The 15,736-nt window shown below is 60.0% G+C and carries 13 protein-coding genes; 10 read left to right on the forward strand and 3 right to left on the reverse strand.

Annotated elements, in window-relative coordinates:
* The first annotated feature begins 23 nt into the window (after nucleotides 1-23).
* A complete protein-coding gene (gene prpF / locus ACYZUM_RS05625; protein WP_108182149.1) occupies nucleotides 24-1,226 on the forward strand; it encodes a 2-methylaconitate cis-trans isomerase PrpF in 1,203 nt (400 codons plus the stop codon).
* Between the two features lie 182 nt (nucleotides 1,227-1,408).
* The gene (prpD, locus tag ACYZUM_RS05630) at nucleotides 1,409-2,893 is read left to right on the forward strand and encodes a 2-methylcitrate dehydratase (protein ID WP_142579803.1); all 1,485 of its coding nucleotides are present in this window, start codon (nucleotides 1,409-1,411) and stop codon (nucleotides 2,891-2,893) included.
* 24 nt (nucleotides 2,894-2,917) lie between these two features.
* Here the strand turns inward: prpD and ACYZUM_RS05635 are convergent, their stop codons facing one another.
* From ACYZUM_RS05635 to ppsR, 3 genes are all read right to left on the reverse strand, one after another.
* Nucleotides 2,918-4,240, reverse strand: coding sequence for an ABC transporter ATP-binding protein (locus tag ACYZUM_RS05635; RefSeq protein WP_108182151.1), 1,323 nt, complete (start codon nucleotides 4,238-4,240; stop codon nucleotides 2,918-2,920).
* Between the two features lie 14 nt (nucleotides 4,241-4,254).
* Nucleotides 4,255-6,000 carry an ABC transporter permease gene (locus ACYZUM_RS05640; protein WP_108182152.1) on the reverse strand — a complete coding sequence of 582 codons (1,746 nt, stop codon included), beginning with the start codon at nucleotides 5,998-6,000 and terminating at the stop codon, nucleotides 4,255-4,257.
* A gap of 442 nt (nucleotides 6,001-6,442) precedes the next feature.
* Nucleotides 6,443-7,261, reverse strand: coding sequence for a posphoenolpyruvate synthetase regulatory kinase/phosphorylase PpsR (gene ppsR / locus ACYZUM_RS05645; RefSeq protein ID WP_007960912.1), 819 nt, complete (start codon nucleotides 7,259-7,261; stop codon nucleotides 6,443-6,445).
* 174 nt (nucleotides 7,262-7,435) lie between these two features.
* Here ppsR and ppsA point away from each other — a divergent pair, with 174 nt between their 5' ends.
* From ppsA to ACYZUM_RS05685, 8 genes are all read left to right on the forward strand, one after another.
* Nucleotides 7,436-9,811, forward strand: a complete 2,376-nt coding sequence (gene ppsA / locus ACYZUM_RS05650; protein WP_041067660.1) for a phosphoenolpyruvate synthase — start codon at nucleotides 7,436-7,438, stop codon at nucleotides 9,809-9,811.
* Between the two features lie 197 nt (nucleotides 9,812-10,008).
* Nucleotides 10,009-10,998 (forward strand): alpha/beta fold hydrolase, encoded by a 990-nt coding sequence (locus ACYZUM_RS05655; protein WP_108182153.1) that lies wholly within the window; start codon nucleotides 10,009-10,011, stop codon nucleotides 10,996-10,998.
* A gap of 226 nt (nucleotides 10,999-11,224) precedes the next feature.
* Complete coding sequence (rraA, locus tag ACYZUM_RS05660) at nucleotides 11,225-11,716, forward strand: ribonuclease E activity regulator RraA (protein ID WP_108182154.1); 492 nt, start codon at nucleotides 11,225-11,227, stop codon at nucleotides 11,714-11,716.
* A gap of 22 nt (nucleotides 11,717-11,738) precedes the next feature.
* Nucleotides 11,739-12,734: a zinc transporter ZntB gene (locus ACYZUM_RS05665; protein WP_108182155.1), complete on the forward strand. Its 996-nt coding sequence runs from the start codon at nucleotides 11,739-11,741 to the stop codon at nucleotides 12,732-12,734.
* Nucleotides 12,735-12,797: 63 nt separating this feature from the next.
* The gene (locus tag ACYZUM_RS05670) at nucleotides 12,798-13,046 is read left to right on the forward strand and encodes a hypothetical protein (RefSeq protein ID WP_003223293.1); all 249 of its coding nucleotides are present in this window, start codon (nucleotides 12,798-12,800) and stop codon (nucleotides 13,044-13,046) included.
* Between the two features lie 2 nt (nucleotides 13,047-13,048).
* Nucleotides 13,049-13,873, forward strand: coding sequence for a mechanosensitive ion channel family protein (locus tag ACYZUM_RS05675; RefSeq protein WP_007916401.1), 825 nt, complete (start codon nucleotides 13,049-13,051; stop codon nucleotides 13,871-13,873).
* A gap of 87 nt (nucleotides 13,874-13,960) precedes the next feature.
* Nucleotides 13,961-14,551 (forward strand): RNA polymerase sigma factor SigX, encoded by a 591-nt coding sequence (gene sigX / locus ACYZUM_RS05680; RefSeq protein WP_011333251.1) that lies wholly within the window; start codon nucleotides 13,961-13,963, stop codon nucleotides 14,549-14,551.
* Nucleotides 14,552-14,658: 107 nt separating this feature from the next.
* On the forward strand, nucleotides 14,659-15,708 hold the full coding sequence (locus ACYZUM_RS05685; RefSeq protein ID WP_027613290.1) for an OmpA family protein: 1,050 nt from the start codon (nucleotides 14,659-14,661) through the stop codon (nucleotides 15,706-15,708).
* The last annotated feature ends 28 nt before the right edge of the window (nucleotides 15,709-15,736 follow it).

Here is a 15,736-nt window from a genome sequence, read left to right on the forward strand (position 1 = left end):
CCATGCCTTCGTTAAGGAGCACCATGGCTCACGCAGCTAAGTTCGCACCGCAGATCAAAATACCCGCCACCTACATGCGCGGCGGCACCAGCAAAGGCGTGTTTTTCAGCCTCAAGGATCTTCCCGAAGCCGCGCAGATTCCCGGCCCGGCCCGCGATGCCTTGCTGCTGCGGGTAATCGGCAGCCCCGACCCGTACGACAAGCAGATCGACGGCATGGGCGGCGCCACCTCGAGCACCAGCAAAACCGTGATCCTGTCGAAAAGCATCAAGGCCGATCACGACGTCGATTACCTGTTCGGTCAGGTCTCCATCGACAAACCGTTCGTGGACTGGAGCGGCAACTGCGGCAACCTCTCGGCAGCGGTCGGTTCGTTCGCCATCAGCAATGGTCTGGTGGAGGCCAGCCGCATTCCGCACAACGGCGTCGCGGTGGTGCGCGTGTGGCAGGCCAACATCGGCAAGACCATCATCGCCCATGTGCCGATCACCAACGGCGAAGTGCAGGAGACCGGTGATTTCGAACTCGACGGCGTGACCTTTCCGGCCGCCGAAGTGCAGGTCGAATTCATGGACCCGGCGGCGGAAGAAGAGGGCGGCGGCGGTTCGATGTTCCCCACCGGCAACCTGATCGATCAGCTGGAGGTGCCGGGAGTCGGCACGTTCCAGGCAACCATGATCAACGCCGGGATCCCGACGATTTTCGTCAACGCCGCAGACATCGGCTACACCGGCACCGAGCTGCAAGGCGCGATCAACAGCGACCCGAAAGCACTGCAGATGTTCGAGACCATCCGCGCTTACGGTGCGTTGCGCATGGGCCTGATTTCGAGTCTGGATGAAGCGGCCAAGCGGCAGCACACGCCGAAAGTCGCGTTTGTCGCCAAGCCTGCGGATTACGTCGCGTCCAGCGGCAAATCGATTGCTGCCGCTGATGTCGATCTGCTGGTGCGTGCGTTGTCGATGGGCAAACTGCACCACGCGATGATGGGCACGGCAGCGGTGGCGATCGGCACGGCGGCGGCGATTTCCGGGACGCTGGTCAACCTTGCGGCGGGCGGTGTCGAGCGCAACGCTGTGCGCTTCGGCCATCCGTCCGGCACCCTGCGCGTGGGGGCCGAGGCCAGTCTGGAAAACGGTGAGTGGGTGGTGAAAAAAGCCATCATGAGCCGCAGTGCGCGGGTGCTGATGGAAGGCTTCGTCCGCATCCCCGGCGACTCCTTCTGAATCCAGCACCGAACAGAACTGTAGGAGCTGCCGCAGGCTGCGATCTTTTGATTTTGCTTTTCAAGATCAAGATCAAAAGATCGCAGCCTGCGGCAGCTCCTACAGAGATTGCTTTTCAAAAATAAAAATCCATCGCCTGAACCGAGGTCCCATCAACGAACCACTGCCAGAGTGAATCGAACATGAGCGCCAACGTCGACCTGAACAACCGCCCCGACTACGACCGTGTCCTGCAGGACATTGCCGATTACGTCCTCACCTTCAATATCGAATCTGCCGAAGCCCTCGACACCGCCCGCAACTGCCTGATGGACACCCTGGGCTGTGGCCTGCTGGCGCTGCGTTTTCCCGAATGCACCAAACACCTCGGCCCCATCGTCGAGGGCACCGTGGTGCCATTCGGGGCGCGCGTGCCTGGCACTCCCTATCGCCTGGACCCGGTGAAAGCCGCGTGGGACATCGGCTGCATCGTGCGCTGGCTTGATTACAACGACACCTGGCTCGCGGCCGAATGGGGGCATCCGTCGGACAACCTCGGCGGGATTCTCGCGGTGGCTGATCACCTGTCGCAGAAACGTATCGCCAACGGCGAAGCGCCACTGACCGTGCGCGACGTGCTCGAAGCGATGATCATGGCCCACGAGATTCAAGGCGTGATCGCTCTGGAAAATTCGTTCAACCGCGTCGGCCTCGACCACGTTCTACTGGTGAAAGTCGCTTCGACCGCCGTCACCGCCAAATTGATGGGCGCCCGTCGCGAACAACTGCTGTCGGCGTTGTCCCATGCGTTCGCCGATGGTCAGGCGCTGCGCACTTATCGTCATGCGCCGAACGCCGGGTCGCGCAAGTCCTGGGCGGCGGGGGATGCGACCAGCCGCGGCGTGCGTCTGGCCGACATCGCGCTACGCGGCGAGATGGGCATTCCCGGGGTGTTGACGGCCAAACAGTGGGGCTTCTACGACGTATCGTTCAGCCACACCAACCACGATCTGGCGCTCAAGCCGGAGCGCAAGCGCATCTTCAGCTTCTCGCGGCCCTACGGCAGTTACGTGATGGAAAACGTACTGTTCAAGATCAGCTTCCCCGCCGAATTCCACGCGCAAACGGCCTGCGAAGCGGCGGTGACCTTGCATCCGTTGGTGCGCAACCGCTTGCATGAAATCGACCGCATCGTCATCACCACCCATGAGTCGGCGATTCGCATCATCTCCAAGGTCGGGCCGCTGGCCAACGCCGCCGACCGCGATCACTGCCTGCAGTACATGACCGCCGTGCCGCTGGCGTTCGGCAACCTGCTGGCCGAGCAGTACGAGGACGACTTCCACGCCGCGCACCCGATCATCGATGTACTGCGCGAGAAGATGGTCATCGTCGAAGATCCGCGTTTCACCCGCGAATACCTGGAGGCTGACAAGCGCTCGATTGCCAACGCGGTGCAGGTGTTTTTCAAGGACGGGACGAGCACCGAAAACGTGGTGGTCGAATACCCGATCGGTCACCGTCGCCGCCGCGCCGATGGCATCCCGTTGCTGGAGGACAAGTTCAAGGCCAACCTGGCGACGCGTTTCACCGCGCAGCGCAGCAACGAGATCTTCACCCTGTGCAAGGATCAGCAAGCGCTCGAAGCCACACCGGTCAATCGCTTCGTCGATCTGTTCGTGATCTAGACGCAGTGCCCGAGATGACGAGGGCTACAGGCTGCCCTCGACATCCTCCAGGCTGAAGGTTTCGGTGTGGTCGTCGTAGGAGAAAATTTCCGCGTAACGGCCCCAGGCGATCACCACTTCCAGGGTTTTCTCGACGAACGCTTCGGTCAGCGAATCCTGCAGTTCCTGCTCGAAACGCACCCGTGGCGCGCGGTGACCGTTGCGCTCCAGCAGTACCTGGCGGATGCGCGCGGCCAGCGGCACATGGCGAATCAGATGTTCGGCGAACAGGGTTTTGCGCTCTTGGGTGCCGTAGTCAGCGAACAGTTTGCCGGCCTCGGTCAGGGTGATGTCGGCGCCCTTGAGTTCGGCAAAACCGAGGTGTTCGATCATTTCGGCCACCGGAAACAGGTCATCGACCTCCAGCAAGCGCCGTTCGGCCACGGTGGGCAGGCCGGCATGGCCGTTGTAGGGTTCGGCGGCGATCGTTTCGATCAGGCCGGCCATCAGGTTGGTCGAGACCTCCGGCAGCGGGCTGCTCATTTTCAGCTCGGGCTTGCCGGCGCTGGCGTCGGCGCTGCGGCGGTCGGTCATCTGCGCGTAAATGTCATCGACCATCTGCCGGAAAGTCGGATCGAGACGATTGCGTGGGTGGGTGAACGGTACCTTGATTTCCGCCACTACACGTCCGGGGTTGGACGACAGCACCAGAATGCGGTCGCACATCAGCACGGCCTCCTCGATGTTGTGGGTGACGATCAGGATCGATTTGATCGGCAATTGCTTGCCGCTCCACAAGTCCAGCAGATCGGTCCTCAAGGTTTCGGCGGTCAGAACGTCCAGCGCCGAGAACGGTTCGTCCATCAGTAACAAAGTCGGGTTGACCACCAGGGCGCGGGCGAATCCGACGCGCTGGCGCATGCCACCGGACAGCTCGCGAGGGTAGGCGTTTTCGAACCCGTCGAGGCCGATCAGGTCGATGGCGGCCAGCGCGCGCTTGCGCGCAGCTTTGCGTTCGACCTGCAAGGCTTGCAGGCCGGCCTCGACGTTTTCCAGTACGGTCAGCCACGGGAACAATGCAAAAGTCTGGAACACCATGGCCACGCCTTCGGCCGGGCCGTGCAGCGGCTGGCCGTTGTACAGGACTGTGCCTGACGACGGTTCGATCAGTCCGGCGATAATCCGCAGCAACGTCGACTTGCCGGAGCCGGAGCGGCCGAGCATGCCGACGATCTCGCCTTCGCGCAGGGTCAGATCGACCCCGCTGAGCACTTGCAGTTCTTCCTTGCCCTTGCCAAACACCCGGTTCACGTCGTTGAGCGCATAGATTTCCGGGCTGGCGGCGGTTGGTTCGGTGTAGGTATTCATCGCAGCGAATCCCGTTAATTCAGTCGGAGTTTGTTTTCGGCGACGGCGTACATCGGTCGCCAGACCAAGCGATTGAAGGCCACGACGAAGATCGCCATCACCACCACGCCCAGAGTGATTTTCGGAAAGTCGCCGGCGGCGGTGGTCTGGGCGATGTAGGCGCCCAGACCGTGGGCGACGACCTTGTCCTGCCCCCAGGAAACGAATTCGGAAACGATGCTGGCGTTCCACGCACCGCCCGAAGCGGTGATGGCGCCGGTCACGTAGTACGGGAAGATCCCCGGCAGCATCACCTTGCGCCACCACAGCCAGCCGCGAATGCGGAAGTTGGTTGCGGCCTCCTTGTAATCATTGGGGAAGGCGCTGGCCCCGGCGATCACGTTGAACAGGATGTACCACTGGGTGCCGAGCACGATCAGCGGGCTGAGCCAGATGTCCGGGTTCAACTGGTAGCGCAGGATGACGATGACGAACACCGGAAACAGCAGGTTGGCCGGGAACGCGGCGAGAAACTGCGCCAGCGGCTGGATCTTCTCCGCCAGCGCCGGGCGCAGGCCGATCATCACGCCAAGTGGCACCCAGATCAGCGAGGCGATGAAAATCAGCCCCGCGACCCGAAGCAGGGTGAAGAACCCCAGCAGCAACACGTGACCGACTTCAGCGATCGTCACCTCGGTGCCGACATACAGCACGATGTGGTACAGCGCATAAGCGGTCAGCAGCGCGATCAGCGCGCCCCAGATCCAGTCGATTCTCCTGGATGTCGCCGGGTTGTCAGAGGTCATCGCCTGACGCGCCGCGCGCGGCAGGTTCAATCGCATGTTGCCCAGCCGGCTGATGGCGCGGCTGAACGGGCGCAGCAGGCGTTGGATCAAGCGGGTGCGCTGGATCAGGTTCAGCACCCACGACTCCGGTGCGGCGGTCTGCGAGGCGGTGTTCTCCATGCGGAACTTGTCGGCCCAGGCCACCAGCGGGCGGAACAGGAACTGGTCGTAGATCAGGATCACCACGATCATCGTCAGGATTACGCAGCCCACCGCGTGCAGGTCTTTCTGTGCGATTGCCAACGCCAGATACGAGCCGATGCCTGGCAGGGTGATGGTCTGGTCACCGACGGTGATCGCTTCCGACGCCACCACGAAGAACCAGCCGCCGGACATGCTCATCATCATGTTCCAGATCAATCCGGGCATGGCGAACGGCACGTCGAGTTTCCAGAATCGCTGCCAGCCTGACAGTTGCAGGTTGGTCGACACCTCCACCAGATCCCGCGGCAGCATGCGCAGCGACTGGTAGAAGCTGAAGGTCATGTTCCACGCCTGACTGGTGAAAATCGCAAAGATCGCGGCGAACTCTGCGCCGAGCACCCGGCCGGGAAACAACAGCAGAAAGAAGGTCACGGTGAACGAGATGTAGCCCAGCACCGGCACCGATTGCAGGATATCCAGCACCGGCACCAGCAGTTTTTCCGCGCGGCGGCTTTTTGCGGCCAGGGTGCCGTAAAGCAGGGTGAACACCAATGCCGCGACCATCGCCGCAAGCATGCGCAGGGTAGTGCGCATGGCGTATTCCTGCAGGTTGCCTGGGTCGAGGGAAATCACTTCGCTCTGCAAGGTGGCGATGGGCGCCCAGGTTTCCCGGGCGGTGATCGAGAAAAACAGCAGGAAGCCGATCACCAGCGGCATGGCGATCAGGTCCCAGCGATTGGGCAGCAAGCGCCGGGCCGTGGCCGGGATGTAGTGACGGAACACTTTCTTCATACGCAGTGATTCCAGCGGTTTCCAAAGGGGCGCGGCAGTCTGAGCGTAGCTTCTGTCTGCACGACCCACCGAGAATGAGCGGATGCTCGTTCTTCAGGTTCAAGTGGGAAGTGGATGTTGCGGACCTGGCGCATTCGACAGGCCGGAAGGGCAGGCATAGCGGGGTTTTCAGCCCGGATGCGCTGCTTGCGCGGATTGTATGTTTTGCGATGTTACAAAGACGTAAAGAACCTGTCGGTTTTGGGTGAAGAAATTTTCACGTGCAGGGTGCCGCGTCGCGAGCCGCCGGACCGACAGCGGCATGGCCGAGGGCTTGCTGAATGAGCGGATCAGCGAGATTGGCCGTGGCGAGCAAGCCCCCTCCCGCGGTTTGATCGAGTGGAATGCGGTCCAGTGTGGGAGCGAGCGTGCTCGCGAAGGCGCCAGAGCAGGCACCGCAACGCTATTTGAAACGCCGCTCGACGCCTTTCTCCACCAGAATCTTCGCCGAAATCTCTTCCACCGAAAAATGCGTGGAGTTGATGTGCGGGATGTTCTCGCGGCGGAACAGGTTTTCCACTTCGCGCACTTCGAATTCGCATTGGGCGTAGCTCGAATAGCGGCTGTTGGGCTTGCGTTCGTTGCGAATCGCGGTGAGGCGGTCCGGGTCGATGGTCAGGCCGAACAGTTTGTGCTGATGGGCGCGCAGGGCGGTTGGCAGGGTCAGACGCTCCATGTCGTCTTCGGTCAACGGGTAGTTGGCCGCGCGGATGCCGAATTGCATCGCCATGTACAGGCACGTCGGCGTCTTACCACATCGCGACACGCCCACTAGTATCAGGTCGGCCTTGTCGTAATAGTGGGTGCGTGCGCCGTCATCGTTGTCGAGGGCGAAGTTCACCGCCTCGATACGCTCCATGTAATTGGAGTTGTGGCCGATCGAATGCGACTTGCCGACGGTGTAGGAGGAATGCTCGGTCAGCTCCTGTTCGAGCGGGGCGAGGAAGGTCGAGAAGATGTCGATCATGAAACCATTGGACGTTGCGAGAATCTCACGGATGTCCTGATTGACGATGGTGTCGAAGATGATCGGGCGGAAGCCGTCGGTTTCAGCGGCTTTGTTGATTTGTTGTACCATGGCCCGCGCTTTGTCCGCGTTGTCGATATACGGCCGCGTGAGCTTGGTGAAGGTAATGTTTTCGAACTGCGCCAGAAGGCTTTGACCCAGGGTTTCGGCGGTAATGCCGGTGCCATCGGAGATAAAGAAAGCAGATCGTTTCATTTGCACCTTGGGCCTTAAGCTAATGAGCATTCTTGGATATGATAGGCGCGATTTGCCGGCCGCCATTGGCCCGCATTCTCACTTATTTTCCAGGTCCAGGCCATACAGCCGGCCAACGCTCCCCCGAGCTGCCGGTTTCTGAGCTTTTCCAACACAGTTAGTGGAGAGATCACCTTGGTAGAGTACGTAGTTTCCCTCGATAAGCTCGGCAAACACGATGTTGAGCATGTGGGGGGCAAGAACGCATCCCTGGGCGAGATGATCAGCAACCTGGCAGGTGCCGGTGTGTCGGTCCCCGGCGGCTTTGCCACCACCGCGCAGGCCTATCGCGACTTTCTCGAACTGAGCGGCCTCAACGACCAGATCCACAAGGCTCTCGACGCCCTGGACGTCGATGACGTCAACGCGCTGGCCAAGACCGGTGCACAGATCCGTCAATGGATCATGGAAGCCGAATTCCCCGAAAAACTGAATACCGAGATCCGCACCGCGTTCGCTGCGCTGTCGGCCGGTAACCCTGACGTGGCCGTGGCCGTGCGCTCTTCCGCCACCGCCGAAGACTTGCCGGACGCCTCGTTCGCCGGTCAACAGGAAACCTTCCTGAACATCCGTGGCGTGGAAAACGTTATCCGCGCCGCCAAAGAGGTGTTCGCTTCGCTGTTCAACGACCGCGCCATCTCCTACCGCGTGCACCAGGGCTTCGACCACAAACTGGTCGCCCTGTCGGCTGGCGTGCAGCGCATGGTGCGTTCGGAAACCGGTACCGCCGGTGTGATGTTCACTCTCGATACCGAATCCGGTTTCCGTGACGTGGTGTTCATCACCGGCGCCTACGGTCTGGGCGAAACCGTCGTCCAAGGCGCGGTCAACCCGGATGAGTTCTACGTGCACAAAGGCACGCTGGAGGCCGGTCGCCCGGCGATCCTGCGGCGCAACCTGGGCAGCAAAGCCATCAAAATGATCTATGGCGACGAGGCCAAGGCCGGTCGTTCGGTGAAGACCGTCGATGTCGACAAGGCTGAACGCGCACGTTTCTGCCTGACCGACGCTGAAGTCAGCGAGCTGGCCAAGCAGGCGATGATCATCGAGAAGCACTACGGCTGCCCGATGGACATCGAGTGGGCCAAGGACGGTGACGACGGCAAGCTGTACATCGTGCAGGCCCGTCCGGAAACCGTGAAGAGCCGCACCCAGGCCAACGTCATGGAACGTTACCTGCTGAAAGAAACCGGCACTGTGCTGGTGGAAGGTCGTGCCATTGGCCAGCGCATCGGCGCCGGTAAAGTGCGGATCATCAAGGACGTCTCGGAAATGGACAAAGTCCAGGCCGGTGACGTGCTGGTCTCCGACATGACCGACCCGGACTGGGAGCCGGTGATGAAGCGCGCCAGCGCCATCGTCACCAACCGTGGCGGCCGTACCTGTCACGCGGCGATCATCGCCCGTGAACTGGGGATTCCGGCGGTGGTGGGTTGCGGCAACGCCACCCAACTGCTGAAGGATGGCCAGGGCGTGACCGTGTCCTGCGCCGAAGGCGACACCGGTTACATCTTCGAAGGCGAACTGGGCTTCGACGTCAAGAAAAACTCCGTGGACGCCATGCCGGAGCTGCCGTTCAAAATCATGATGAACGTCGGCAACCCGGACCGCGCCTTCGACTTCGCGCAGTTGCCGAACGCCGGTGTCGGTCTGGCGCGTCTGGAGTTCATCATCAACCGCATGATCGGCGTACACCCGAAAGCGCTGTTGAACTACGACGGCCTGCCGCAGGAAATCAAGGACAGCGTCGACAAGCGCATCGCCGGTTACCACGATCCGGTCGGTTTCTACGTCGAAAAACTGGTGGAAGGCATCAGCACCCTCGCGGCCGCGTTCTGGCCGAAGAAGGTCATCGTGCGTCTGTCGGACTTCAAGTCCAACGAGTACGCCAACCTGATCGGCGGCAAGCTGTACGAGCCGGAAGAAGAAAACCCGATGCTCGGCTTCCGTGGTGCTTCGCGCTACATCAGCGAATCGTTCCGCGATTGTTTCGAGCTTGAGTGCCGCGCGCTGAAACGCGTGCGCAACGAGATGGGCCTGACCAACGTCGAAATCATGGTGCCGTTCGTCCGTACCCTGGGCGAAGCCAGCCAGGTGGTCGATCTGCTCGCCGAAAACGGCTTGGCCCGTGGCGACAACGGCCTGCGCGTGATCATGATGTGCGAACTGCCATCCAACGCGATTCTCGCTGAAGAATTCCTCGAATTCTTTGACGGTTTCTCCATCGGTTCCAACGACCTGACCCAGCTGACCCTGGGCCTGGACCGTGACTCCGGGATCATCGCGCACCTGTTCGACGAGCGTAATCCGGCGGTCAAGAAGCTGCTGGCCAACGCGATTGCCGCGTGCAACAAGGCCGGCAAGTACATCGGCATTTGCGGTCAGGGCCCTTCGGATCACCCGGACCTGGCCAAATGGCTGATGGAGCAGGGCATCGAAAGCGTGTCGCTGAACCCGGACTCCGTACTGGAAACCTGGTTCTTCCTCGCCGAAGGCCAAGCGCAGGCGTAATCAGGTGTGAACGGCCCGTTCCCCTTGTGGGAGCGAGCCTGCTCCGGGCGGCGTTCCGACGAAGACGTAGCAACATTCATCAGTGATGTTGGCTGACACTCCGCTTTCGCGAGCAGGCTGGCTCCCACGGGAGGCGGGTTTGAGATTTTAGTAGGGCGGGCTCCTGTAGATGCCGCCCTTTTTTGTGCAAGAGCATTATGCAAAGCAGCAGCAACCTGTTTCCTGTCGCCCTGATCAGCGCCGAACGTCGCGGTGATCTGAGCGAAGATGTCTATCGACTCAAACCCGGCAACAGTCCCGACTGGTCCGTGGAGATCGCCGTGACCCGCTTGGGCATGGCGGATGACACGGCGCCGCGCGGCGTGCCGGTGATTTTGCTGCATGGCAGTTTTTCCAACCGGCGCTTCTGGTTTTCCCCCAAAGGCCTGGGCCTGGGCGCTTACCTGACGCGTCTGGGCTTCGACGTGTGGATCCCGGAGATGCGCGGCCACGGCCTGTCGCAACGCAACGAGGACTACCGGCGCAACCGCGTGGCCGACTACGCCCGTTACGATCTGCCGGTGATTGCCGCGTTCGTCCGTGAGCAGAGCGGGCAGGTCCCGCACTGGATCGGTCATTCGCTGGGTGGCATTACCCTGGCGGCGGCGCTCGGTGGCGAATACCTCGGCGAGCCGGCGGTGGCCTCGGCGGCGTTTTTCGGCACGCAGGTCAGCCGCACTTATTGGCCGTTGAAGATTCCGCCGGTGGAGTGGAGCGGGCGCTTCATTCTCAAGCGTTTCGCGCAATTGTCCGGCTCGCGCCTCAAGCGCGGCCCGGAAGACGAACCCATCGGTCTGGCGCTGGAAAGCATGCGCTGGTACGGCCTGTTCGGGCGGTTTGGCGACAAGGACAAGGATTGGTGGGCAGGGCTTGCCGAGGTGCAGGTGCCGGTGCTGGCCGTGACGGCAGCGGGGGATCACCAGGATCCGGCGTGGGCCTGTCGCAAACTGTTCGAGCAGATCGGCTCCGAGCACAAACAGTTCGTCAATCTGGGGCGCGAGCAGGGCTTCAGCGACAACTTCGGGCATGTCGAGATGCTGGTGAGCAAAGCGGCGCAGGCCGAGGTCTGGCCACTGGTGGCGCGTTGGTTGAGCGATCAGCAGACGCCGTTGCTCGGCGACAAGCCGGATCTTGCTGCTGCGGTCTGAGCCGGGTGCTCTGAAAAGGGCATTTCGTTCAGGTCGGCTTGCGGCTAAGATATGACGCATTGTGCGGTTCTGGTCATATTTGGTGGCTGTTTAGCTATTACGTTTCAGCGTTTGTTCAGGTTCGTTCAGCGACCATTGCATGAACTAAGGTAAACAGCGACCGCCGGGACTCGTTTCAACAGAGTGCGACATCCTAGATCGTCTTCCTTTTTACAGGAGTTTTTCGATGAACCATTACCTTACGCCTGACCTGTGCGACGCCTATCCGGAGCTGGTTCAGGTGCTGGAGCCGATGTTCAGCAATTTCGGCGGCCGTGATTCCTTCGGCGGCGAAATCGTGACCATCAAATGTTTCGAAGACAACTCGCTGGTCAAGGCGCAAGCCGAACTCAAGGGCAGCGGCAAGGTGCTGGTGGTCGATGGCGGCGGTTCGCTGCGCCGCGCGCTGCTGGGCGACATGATCGCCGAGAAAGCCGCGAAAAACGGCTGGGAAGGGATGGTCATCTACGGTTGCATCCGTGATGTCGACGTTATTGCCCAGACCGATCTCGGCGTTCAGGCGTTGGCCAGCCATCCGATGAAGACCGAAAAACGTGGCATCGGTGACCTCAACGTAGCGGTGACTTTCGCCGGCGTGACGTTCCATCCGGGCCATTACATCTATGCGGACAACAACGGCGTGATCGTTTCGCCAAGTCCGCTGCAGATGCCCGAATAAGTTTTTCGACAAAGGGATGCGGATGTTCGAGGAAGAAAACGCGCAGTGGGGGCTGGTGCACGCCCTGGTGCTGGACGGTAAAGGCGGTGCGCGTTCGATTGCCCGGACTGAACTCGACGATCTGCAGCTGCAGGCCCATGAGAGCCTGTGGCTGCATTGGGATCGCAGTCATCCGCAAACCCAGACCTGGCTGCGCAAATCCAGCGGCCTGAATGAATTCGCCTGCGACCTGCTGCTGGAAGAGAACACTCGGCCGCGCCTGCTGCCGTTGCCGGATGCCGAGTTGCTGCTGTTTCTGCGCGGGGTCAACCTCAACCCGGGGGCCGAGCCGGAAGACATGGTCTCGGTGCGGATTTTCGCCTCCGCCCAGCGCGTCATCTCGCTGCGTCTGCGCCCGTTGCGCGCCACCGATGAACTGCTGGCGCTGCTGAACGAAGGCAAAGGCCCGAAAACCTCCTCTGAGCTGATCCTGTATCTGGCGCAATTCCTCACCCACAAGGTGCAGGATCTGGTCACGTGCCTGTCGGAACTGGTCGATGAAGAGGAAGAAAAGCTCGATGCCGACGAACGGTATACCCCCGAACATGGCTCGATTTTGCACATCCGTCGCAGGGCGGCCGGACTGAAGCGTTTTCTGGCGCCGCAGCGGGATATTTTCGGACAACTGACGCGGATAAAACTGCCGTGGTTTGTCGATGATGATGCTGACTACTGGAACGAATTGAACAACAGCCTGACCCGCTATCTCGAAGAGCTGGAACTGACCCGAGAGCGCATGGGGCTGGTGCTGGAGGCCGAAGACCGGCGTTTGAACGTGCGCATGAATCGCACGATGTACCGCTTCGGCATCATCACCTGCATCTTTTTGCCGATGAGTTTTCTCACCGGTCTATTGGGTATCAACGTGGGCGGCATTCCGTTCTCGAGCAGCCCTTATGGTTTCCTGATTGCCTGTCTGACAGTGCTGGCGATGGCCATCGGTCAATGGTGGTTATTCCGCCGTTTGCGCTGGGTGTGAATATGCAACATGTGACCCGACCAAATTTGCCCGCGTCTTTCACAGACATCACGAGAGGTGCGTATGCACGATCCGTTTGAACAGTCTTTGCGCGACATGCTCAACGCCTCGCCGTCCAGCCGCGACGACGATGCCTGCCTGGGTCGCGTACTCAAAACCGCCAACCGCCAGGTGGGCGCCGGTGATCTGTTCAGCCTGCTGGGCCGCTGGTTGCCCGCGCTGATGATCGCCCTGAATAACGGATCGGCCCACGTTTCGCCGGTTTCCCGTCTTCGTAAAACTACTGCACGCACTGCTGATAAGGCTGATTGAATATGGAACTTGATCTCTGGACTCAGAGCCTCGTCACTGCAATGACTGCGTTGTGGACCAAAGTCGCCAATTTCATCCCGAACCTGTTCGGCGCACTGGTCGTGCTGCTGTTGGGCTTCGTGGTGGCCAAGTTGCTCGATACCCTGCTGTCCAAGCTGCTGGCCAAGCTGGGCCTTGATCGCCTGATGGGCGGCACCGGTCTGACCAAATTGATGTCGCGAGCCGGCCTGCAAGTGCCGATCTCGACCTTGATTGGCAAGATCGTTTACTGGTTCGTTCTGCTGATTTTTCTGGTTTCTGCAGCAGAGTCCCTTGGACTTGAGCGAGTTTCAGCTACGCTGGACATGCTGGCGTTGTATTTGCCGAAAGTTTTCGGCGCCGCGCTGGTGTTGCTGGTGGGTGTTTTGCTCGCGCAATTGGCCAACGGCCTCGTGCGCGGGGCGGCAGAAGGTGTAGGGCTGGACTACGCTTCGGGTTTGGGCCGCATTGCCCAGGGGCTGGTGATCATCATCAGCATCTCGGTCGCGATCAGTCAGCTTGAGGTCAAGACCGACCTGCTGAACCACGTAATCGTCATCGTATTGATTACCGTTGGTCTGGCCGTAGCGCTGGCCATGGGGTTGGGAAGCCGGGAAATTGCCGGTCAGATTCTTGCGGGAATCTATGTGCGTGAGTTGTACCAGGTTGGGCAACAAGTGCGTGTTGGTGAGGTCGAAGGCCAGATCGAAGAGATCGGCACGGTTAAAACCACATTGCTGACCGATGAGGGTGAGCTAGTCTCACTTTCCAATCGGATCCTGCTGGAACAGCATGTGAGTAGCCGCTAACCCGGCAAACCCTGCTAATGTATGCCGCCGCAAAATGCCCTGAAAGGGGTGCGGCGGACATTGACCTGACTGTCGGCACGACTTGTTTTGAATAAAGCCCAAACGCTATCCACGCGCTATGACCCCCGTGAGCTCTCTGATGAGGAGCTGGTCGCGCGCTCGCATACCGAGCTGTTTCACGTGACGCGCGCCTATGAAGAGCTGATGCGGCGTTACCAGAGAACATTATTTAACGTTTGTGCGAGATATCTTGGGAACGATCGCGACGCAGACGATGTCTGTCAGGAAGTGATGCTTAAGGTGCTGTATGGCCTGAAGAACTTCGAGGGGAAATCGAAGTTCAAAACCTGGCTCTACAGCATCACGTATAACGAATGCATCACGCAGTATCGGAAGGAACGGCGAAAGCGTCGCTTGATGGACGCCTTGAGTCTGGACCCGCTGGAAGAAGCGTCGGAAGAAAAGGCGCCGAAACCCGAGGAGAAGGGCGGACTCGATCGCTGGCTGGTGTATGTGAACCCGATTGACCGTGAAATTCTGGTGCTACGATTTGTCGCAGAGCTGGAGTTTCAGGAGATCGCAGACATCATGCACATGGGTTTGAGTGCGACAAAAATGCGGTACAAACGTGCTCTAGACAAATTGCGTGAGAAATTTGCAGGCATTGCTGAAACTTAGTTCAGCGCAAATATCTCTTACGTGTAGGCAAGTTCTGATAGACTTGCCGCCGAGTTGTCCCCCGGTTTGCGGGACTGCTTCACAATCACCAGATGGGGATTTAACGGATGAAACTGAAAAACACCTTGGGCTTGGCCATTGGTTCTCTTATTGCCGCTACTTCGTTCGGCGCACTGGCACAAGGCCAAGGCGCAGTTGAAGGCGAGATCAACTACAAGAAGCAGTACAACGACAGCATTGATCATGTCGAAGACGGCTTCAACCCAGGCGCCAAAATCGGTTACTTCCTGACCGATGACGTCTCGATCAACTTCGGCTGGGATCGTAACAACCACACCCGTTCGAACGACGGTACCGGCAGCCAGAAACTGCGTGGTGACAACTTCGGTCTGACCGCTCAATACCACTTCAACAACGCTGGCGACGCTCTGCGTCCATACGTTGAAGGTGGCGTTAAGCATGGCAACCTGACCAACGTAGCTGCTGACGGCCACACCGGTCGCGACCAGTCGACTTTCCTGACTGCTGGCGCTGGCGTTAAGTACTACTTCGCCGAAAACTTCTTCGCCCGTGCTGGCGTAGAAGCTGACTACAAACTGGACAACGGCCGTTGGGACTACGCTCCATCGGTTGGTCTGGGTGTGAACTTCGGTGGCGGCGGCAAGCCAGCTGCTGCTCCAGTTCCAGCTCCGGCTGAAGTCTGCTCCGACAGCGACAACGACGGCGTTTGCGACAACGTTGACAAGTGCCCGGACACCCCAGCCAACGTAACTGTTGACGCTGATGGCTGCCCAGCAGTTGCTGAAGTTGTTCGTGTAGAGCTGGACGTGAAATTCGACTTCGACAAGTCGGTCGTCAAGCCAAACAGCTACGCTGACATCAAGAACCTGGCTGACTTCATGAAGCAGTACCCAGCCACTCACACCACTGTTGAAGGTCACACTGACTCCGTCGGTCCTGACGCTTACAACCAGAAACTGTCCGAGCGTCGTGCAAACGCCGTTAAGCAAGTTCTGACCCAGCAGTACGGTGTTGAGTCGTCCCGCGTTCAGTCGATCGGCTACGGCGAATCCCGCCCAGTTGCTGACAACAAAACTGAAGCTGGCCGTGCTGTTAACCGTCGCGTAGAAGCGCAGGTTGAAGCTCAAGCTAAGTAATTAGCTGCCGCTACGAGAAAAGCCCGGC

This window comes from Pseudomonas sp. m6p (assembly GCF_055760375.1).